Origin of the sequence: Spirulina sp. CCY15215, from assembly GCF_016888125.1 — a bacterium.
Classification (GTDB): domain Bacteria; phylum Cyanobacteriota; class Cyanobacteriia; order Cyanobacteriales; family Spirulinaceae; genus CCY15215.
This window is the reverse complement of the sequence record NZ_JACSWA010000246.1, coordinates 1-7157: the sequence shown is the minus strand read 5'-3', so window position 1 is coordinate 7157 and position 7157 is coordinate 1. Positions and strand designations below refer to the sequence as shown.

The 7157-nt window shown below is 40.2% G+C and carries 11 protein-coding genes and 1 pseudogene; 10 read left to right on the top strand and 2 right to left on the bottom strand.

The window, feature by feature from the left end; all coding sequences use genetic code 11:
- Window positions 1-323: 323 nt before the first annotated feature.
- The 10 genes from JUI58_RS02015 to rplT all read left to right on the top strand — a co-directional run bounded on the left by JUI58_RS02015 (window position 324) and on the right by rplT (window position 5354).
- On the top strand, window positions 324-479 hold the full coding sequence (locus JUI58_RS02015; protein WP_204102071.1) for a hypothetical protein: 156 nt from the start codon (window positions 324-326) through the stop codon (window positions 477-479).
- Between the two features lie 67 nt (window positions 480-546).
- Window positions 547-780: a hypothetical protein gene (locus tag JUI58_RS02010; protein ID WP_204102070.1), complete on the top strand. Its 234-nt coding sequence runs from the start codon at window positions 547-549 to the stop codon at window positions 778-780.
- On the top strand, window positions 767-1168 hold the full coding sequence (locus JUI58_RS02005; protein WP_204102069.1) for a hypothetical protein: 402 nt from the start codon (window positions 767-769) through the stop codon (window positions 1166-1168). Before JUI58_RS02010 ends, JUI58_RS02005 begins: the two co-directional genes overlap by 14 nt.
- Window positions 1169-1466: 298 nt before the next feature.
- Window positions 1467-1682 carry a hypothetical protein gene (locus tag JUI58_RS02000; RefSeq protein ID WP_204102068.1) on the top strand — a complete coding sequence of 72 codons (216 nt, stop codon included), beginning with the start codon at window positions 1467-1469 and terminating at the stop codon, window positions 1680-1682.
- A 191-nt stretch (window positions 1683-1873) separates the two neighbouring features.
- A complete protein-coding gene (locus JUI58_RS01995; protein ID WP_204102067.1) occupies window positions 1874-2893 on the top strand; it encodes a hypothetical protein in 1020 nt (339 codons plus the stop codon).
- A 43-nt stretch (window positions 2894-2936) separates the two neighbouring features.
- Complete coding sequence (locus JUI58_RS01990; RefSeq protein ID WP_204102066.1) at window positions 2937-3935, top strand: NADAR family protein; 999 nt, start codon at window positions 2937-2939, stop codon at window positions 3933-3935.
- 109 nt (window positions 3936-4044) lie between these two features.
- Window positions 4045-4296 (top strand): hypothetical protein, encoded by a 252-nt coding sequence (locus JUI58_RS01985; protein ID WP_204102065.1) that lies wholly within the window; start codon window positions 4045-4047, stop codon window positions 4294-4296.
- A gap of 21 nt (window positions 4297-4317) precedes the next feature.
- Window positions 4318-4614 (top strand): hypothetical protein, encoded by a 297-nt coding sequence (locus JUI58_RS01980; protein ID WP_204102064.1) that lies wholly within the window; start codon window positions 4318-4320, stop codon window positions 4612-4614.
- A gap of 89 nt (window positions 4615-4703) precedes the next feature.
- A complete protein-coding gene (gene rpmI, locus JUI58_RS01975; RefSeq protein ID WP_204102072.1) occupies window positions 4704-4904 on the top strand; it encodes a 50S ribosomal protein L35 in 201 nt (66 codons plus the stop codon).
- A gap of 102 nt (window positions 4905-5006) precedes the next feature.
- A complete protein-coding gene (gene rplT / locus JUI58_RS01970; protein ID WP_204102063.1) occupies window positions 5007-5354 on the top strand; it encodes a 50S ribosomal protein L20 in 348 nt (115 codons plus the stop codon).
- 163 nt (window positions 5355-5517) lie between these two features.
- Here rplT and JUI58_RS01965 read toward each other — a convergent pair whose 3' ends face one another.
- A complete protein-coding gene (locus JUI58_RS01965) occupies window positions 5518-6156 on the bottom strand; it encodes a hypothetical protein (RefSeq protein ID WP_204102062.1) in 639 nt (212 codons plus the stop codon).
- Window positions 6157-6350: 194 nt separating this feature from the next.
- Window positions 6351-7157: pseudogene (locus tag JUI58_RS01960) on the bottom strand (transposase); the annotation flags it as partial.

Here is a 7157-nt window from a genome sequence, read left to right as displayed (position 1 = left end):
CTGAGAACGCCAGTTGTTCTGGGAACGCTACGAGGTCTCTCGTAGCTGAAAGAATCCCCAACCATAATCTTTGATTTGGTTGGGGAGCGTTCAATTAGGACTTAACGCATTAATGGGCAAGATGGCCGCACTACCATAACCAGAGAATACAGTAGTGGGAACGTCTCGCTTCCTAGCTGCATAAGTCCTATTGAGTTTGACGCTTGTTCATTGAGTCAGTCTCCTTCCCAATTGTTTTCATTCCTGAAGAAGCGAAAGCGTCCTTTTGGCTCAATGCCTTGTCAATTGAGTGTTTGTAACGCTCATTTTCAATCGCTGGTTTGATGGTTTTGCGGCGCACCTTTTGGATCGAGGCTCTTTTTGAGATGTTTGGCAATGCCGTGCGATCGCCTTCGGGTCGTCCGAGAGCCTACTATACCCGACAAGCGATCGATCCGGATCGTCAAGATGCTAAATTGCGAGAACCTCAATTGGTTTAATGCTTTGTTTAGCGATCGCATTTCCATTTGTATGTTAATACGAATGAATTCAAGAAGGAGTAATCTTTTGGATAGCGAACCCCCAGAATATCTTGAAGATCCGGAGGGGGAACTTGCCATTTGGTACGAGCGGACATTTGCCAATAGCGAAACCGAAGCAAGGCAGATATGTAAAAATATAGGTCATACTGCAAGAGGTCGATTGATGTCTGTTAGCCCCCTCGGTCGGAGCAAAAGACTGTGGCTGTGTAAATTTCGTTCCTATGAAGCATCAACAGGAGACAATCGTGAAGAAAAATAGCAAACCCTTCGTTGGGTTGACTCCCTATCAAATTGGCATCCCTCCCGCAGGATACGGTTTTTTATATCTCAATCTCGAAGCCTTAGAGCGCATGACCCATCAAGAAGCGATCGCGAAACTTGAATCGATGGGATACAAACCGCGCTTGAGATATCAGGAAACCCTTAAGGGGCTTGAGGTTTGTGCTTTATTAAGCGTTGCAAAACTCGATCGTTCTACCTCTCTCGACGCACCTTTTGAGGATGTTCTCGAAGACCTTTTTGAGATTTTTGGTAATGCGATCCGAGCACCTTTTGGCTTGTCGAGAAAAGACTGCGAAACCCTCGGTGTCGATCCGGATTATCTAGACCCAAAATGTTTGGAAGAAGAGGCGATCGCTTTGGTTTGAGCGATCGCCTTCTATTCTAAAAAATAATTGCTCGCGATCGCATTTCCATTCTCAAAAAATAATTACTGACGAAGACGGACAAACAGGGAGCGATCGCCTTCCGGTCGTCCGAGAGCCTACTATACCCAACAAGGAATCGATCCGGATCGTCAAGATACCAAACTGCGAGAAACTCAATTGGTTTGATAGGTGCAGGCACTTAGAAACTTTTTTAAATACTCAATTTTTTTGTTGGTTTGCTTCGTCACTGTAAAATAGAAGCAGTTAGAGAACGCAACGCAAGCGAGTTGATGGGGCGATGGTTCGCAAGCATTACACCGATACGATTAAAGTCATGGGAGGCGATCGCGACGCGCACCGAGATGCAACGGAGGCTCTCACTCAAGAGGTAATGGGTTGCAAGTCGTCGGAGCCTTACCGGCAAACGAATGCTCGGAAGTCCAGACGGGACGAGCTTCCCGATGTTGCCCAAGAAGCCCTGATGACGGGGGAAATCGTGGCAAATACGATTTGAAGGCGAAAGAGGTTCAAGGAGGACAGGACGAGCGAAACCAGCAAATCGTTGATGCTGCGGCTGAATCTGGGAAAAAAGTGCGGAAGTTATTTCCTTGGTAAACTCAACATTGTTTAGCGATCGCTGGGTATAATATGAAGATCGACAATACTTTTTGAGTCGGTGATTTTGTTGCCCCAAGATTCAAAATAATGACACAGCAAGATTTATTAGAATCAATTTCTCAAATTATCTGTGATTATCGCTTAGGTGAAATTCCACCTATGACACCCGATCATGTAAATAGATGGATATGTCAATTTGAGAACAACGAACAATTGCCCATTCTTCAAGAACTAAATTATCTCCTCAAAAAATATTATTTTTCACGCTCGCGTGCAAAATCTTGCCTTGAAAAAAGTTTTTTTAATACTAATAAAGCTGAAAAAGTGTCCCAGATTCAATTTTTAGATATTCAAAAAAGAGGGAATAGCCAAAAAGAATTACTTAAATTAGCAAATGAAATCACTATAAGTCGATATAGTATAAATTTATATCGCAACATTTTAAAACCGATTGGATATGTTTATTTGGATGATTGCTTGTTTTCAGGAAATAGAGTTTATCATGACTTAAAAGACTGGCTAGAACAAAATATTGCTATCTCTCATACAAATATTTTCCTGATTTTCTTTGCTTTACATACTTCAGGCAAGCGTTATGTAGAACAATCACTTGCTACAATTGCTCGAGAAAGGAACATCCGATTTATCATTGATTCTGATTTAGAGTTTTCTAATCTGCATTGGGAAAAGGAAAAATATGAGTGTTTGTGGCCAAAACAAATAAATAATAATCCATTAGTCGATCAATTTGTTAACTTAGTTGAAGATAATTGTAGAAACAAGAATTTTAATCCGCGATTATTTCGTCCTGATTTAATACCAAAACAAGAAACACTTTGCTCTTCACCTCAAGCAAGAAATGTAATTGAAGCAGCTTTTCTCAAACAAGGATCTTATATTGTCTCGCTACCGGAAAAACGCCAACATTCAATGAGACCTATGGGATTTGAGTATTTTGAGTCACTGGGTTTTGGCTCAATGTTCATTACCTATCGAAATATTGCTAATAATTGCCCTTTAGTTCTTTGGTGGGGCGATCCAATAAATTACTCTTCTTCCCATCCTTTTAGTAAGTGGTATCCTTTATTTCCTCGTAAGGTCAATTAAAACTGTATTTGTTTTTTCTATTAAAAAAATCGCGAAAAAGGTAATGAGCATGAATACTTCTTCAGCCAGTAGAACATATAATAGAAATGAATGTATCACCTTTCGCAAAACAAAGGAATCTTTTGGTGGTCTATCAAATATGGCTGGAGGATATCCTATAATCGTTAATGGCATAAATATTCGTACATCAGAAGCCTTATATCAAGCGTGTCGTTTTCCTCATCTTCCTGATATTCAAAAAGTAATTATTTCTCAAAAGAGTCCGATGACTGCTAAAATGAAAGGCAAACCTTATCGAGATCGATCTCGTTCTGATTGGGAGAAAGTAAAACTTAATATAATGCGTTGGTGTTTGCGTATTAAGCTATTACAAAACTGGGAAACCTTTGGGAAGTTATTATTACAAACAAAAGATAAACCAATTGTAGAAGATTCGCGTAAAGATAATTTTTGGGGAGCAATTCCAGTAGATACTGACAATCTAGTAGGAATTAATGCTTTAGGGCGATTATTAATGGAACTCAGAGAAACTCTTAAAAAACAGCCAGAGACATTAAAAATTGTTAAGCCGTTAGAGATTAAAGATTTTAATCTCTACAATCAACCTATTGAAACGATCTCTACAGATCTACCAAAAGAAAAAATTTATCTTATCTTTTCTTCCTTCACTCAACAAGAAGATTCAATCAATACAGCACCTCAAAAACAATCAGATGATATAGATCATTTTTCTCAAATAAAAACACAAAATAATTTACAAGAATATCATTGCAATATTTTCGAGAAATATGTTTTACTTGAACTGGAAATATTTTTACAGCAACCTCGTATGTTAGATGAAATTCTTGCCTCTTTTAAAACAGTAACAAAGACTCAGATGCAGCACTGGCTTAAGCTAGGTATAGAAAAAAATAAAATTAGGAAAACAAAAAATCCTGTAAGATATATTTGGAATTCTGTAGAAGATTGTTCGGTTAATTTAAAATATTCTAGTGATCAAAATATGCAACTCAAAAATGTAGAACAGCTATCTTTATTATAATTGACTTTGCAAATTTCCTATCTTTTTTTTTATTAATAGGATTGCTTCATTCTACGAATCCTATCAAATGATGGAATTATGGAATTTATGACGTAACTCGTAGAAAGAAATGCGATCGCACTGCCCCATTCTTCCGTTCGTTGACGGAGAAAAAGGAGGAGTGGGAAAAAGTATGTTTTCTCGCTGTCTGGCGCACTATTTCGAGTGTGAAGGCATCGACTGCGCTCTCGTCGATGCCGACTCCAATAACGATGTTGCCGAATGCTACGATGGCATTCGAGACATCAGCTTTAAAGTCGCTAACGAAGAAATCGCCCTCTCCTCCTTAGAAGTCGATCGCGTCGATCGCATCTTCGAGTGAGCTACTGAAAAACCTGTACTGGTGAATTTACCCGCCAATGTCCACGAACAAGTGGCTTACTGGATCGAAAGTAACGATCAGCAAAGCCGCGTTCCCATGAGCCTGTTGCGAGAAGACGAGAGCCTTGACCTCCTCTCCAAACAGAGATTGACCAAATTTCTCCAACAAATCGCGATCGCCGTTCAAAAATCTGGTGCAATAGCTCTTTCTAAGCCCCCCGAAGTCAGCGAAGAAGAGGACGATCTCGAAGCCGAATTGGATGCAGTGCTGGCAACCGATGAAGACGATTCTATTGCTCCCTCCGCCCTAAAGCCCTAAAGCGTCATGAATAATGGGGAGAAAAAATGCTTGCCTATCTCTTTGCAAGTGCGATATGATTATAAATTGTGTCGAATTTAGACAAAACCATGCCCAAACTAAAAACTCGTCGAGCCGCCGCTAAACGTTTTAGAGCGACTGGAACCGGTAAAATTCGCCGTCGCAAGGCCAATAAAAACCACTTACTCGATCATAAATCCGCCGAACGCACCCGCCGCCGTCTCTCTAATTTATCATTGGTACACGAGAGCGATGAAAAAAATGTGCATTTGATGATGCCGTATATGTAGATTTTTGCGGAATTGGCTCAAGTGCGATCGCGCTGGTGCGAATTCTACTTTTTTTCTTCTTTTCCCATTGTTCCACCTTATTAAAACGGGTAAATTAAAACCATGACTAGAGTAAAACGCGGCAATGTTGCCCGCAAGCGCCGTAAAAAAATCCTCAAAATGGCGAAAGGGTTTAGAGGTTCTCACTCTAAGCTATTTCGCACCGCTAATCAGCAAGTAATGAAGGCATTGCGATCGGCTTATCGCGATCGCCGTCGTCGCAAGCGCGATTTTCGTCGTCTCTGGATCGTGCGTATTAACGCCGCCGCCAGACTACACGATATCAGCTACAGTCAACTGATGGGCAAGTTAAAGAAAGCCGATATTCAAATCAATCGGAAAATGCTGGCTCAATTGGCAGTTGCCGATCCTGAAGCCTTTACAAAGGTAGTTGAATTAGCAGTTCAGTAAAATCATTCACAGAAAAACTCCGTCAGAATCTTTGATTTGACGGGGTATTTTTTTGTTTCCTATTTAAGATAATTTACTACTTGTGCTGCTTTTGGCGATCGCAACAGGCTCAAAATGCGTAATCTTAGGATACTACATTCCGAAGTGCGGAATGTGGGTTTCATCAAAAGTCACATTCCTTTTTCATCTCCTCTAATATCTTATCTCTTTGCTCTTCAAGGTTTTTCAACGCCCATTCGTCGGCTCCTGGCAATAGTTCTATAGTCCCCGAAGTCACTATATCTAAGTCTACTTTCATTTGCGCGATTTGTTCATCTAAATTTTCCAACTCATTTACATAAGTAGGCGCGTTACACCCAACAAGTACCCCTTTTTGGTTTGCTTCCTTGTATGGACTACCATCAACTGCGTAAGCATAGACATTAACATAACCTGCACCCTTTGTGGCCTCAAGTGTGCTACCTACTGTTCCAACTGGCAAATATAGGTAATGAGAAAAATAGCAACCGGCCGCGTGCAAATAGCCTGCGAGGAGGATATCTGTGGGTCCGTAGTTTGCGTAAAAAGTTGCCAGTTGCTCTTCAGCATTATCTTGCGAAAACAATTTTGTGCCTCCAGTATCCGGATCGCAACCCACATCTTTTTCATTTCCCTGTGGCCCGACATCTTCAGTAAATTTGCCGGGGGGAACGTCATAATAGCTTGTGTAGGCGGCGGCCACCGTTGTATTTGTAAAGAAGGTAACAGCAACAATGATAAAAATCACTGCTATTTTCTTCAAAAAACTTCTCATTTTTTGCATTGTTTTTCTCTTTGTAAAGGTTGAACTAATTACCCACTCTAGAATAATTCTTTGATTGTCCCAGAGTCGGTTCATTTGTTCAGAACTCTACCACGAAATATGGAGAGCAAAATTGTTCTTAAGTTTCTCTTTATTTTCTTAGATAGGGTTTGCTGAAAAAGTTAGAAAAAAATTGAGGCGAGTGCAATCGCATTTTAGATGTGAGAAACTATAATCTTATATTGTCGATAATCTCTCCCTCTATAATGAAAGATAATGAGTTTCGTCAAAAAGATACGATTCCAGAAAAATTGACAAAAAAGAAGACAAAAAACCTGCCGAAGCAGGGTGACGAGATTCATGACCAAAAAAGTAATGGCAATGGCAGTTTCTGAGGTATTAGAAAGTTTAGCCATGACGCGATCGAGACTAAATCTTCGTTTACCTTGCCCAAACTTTCCCTCGATTCTGTTGCGGATTTTTTCATCTTCTCTTGCTTGTTTTTTCGCTTCTTTACTAACATTTTTTGGCGGCCTTCCTAAAGGCACTCCACTGATTCTAATCTCTCTCTCTCTTGGTCAGCATTCCCTTGCGCCCTTCGGCGACGCGGGGTCTGACCGCTCCTTGCACCAAGCTCGATTCGCTCTTGTACGATATATCTTATCAACATGAACTGATTCGGGATAATGTCCTGTAAATTCTTTGTAGGCTTCTACTTGTGCTTTTAAATCTCCACTTTCATTGAAATTATCCCAACTTATTTTGTCAAGAAATAGATAACCGTCAAAACAACTGGCTGATATTTTTGCACCGAACTCTACATCTGCTCCTGCTTTTCCCCTGACAATTGGACGAATATGGGGCTGAGTTAGATTAACGATTCGATTCTCAATTTTTTCAGTCTTATTTTCCCACATCCATTTCTGCTGACGGTAGATTTCATTTCCTACTAAAAATCTCCTGTATTGCCTTTTACTCAAGATTTCTAGACTCACTCCCTTTTCTATTAATTTCTCAATATT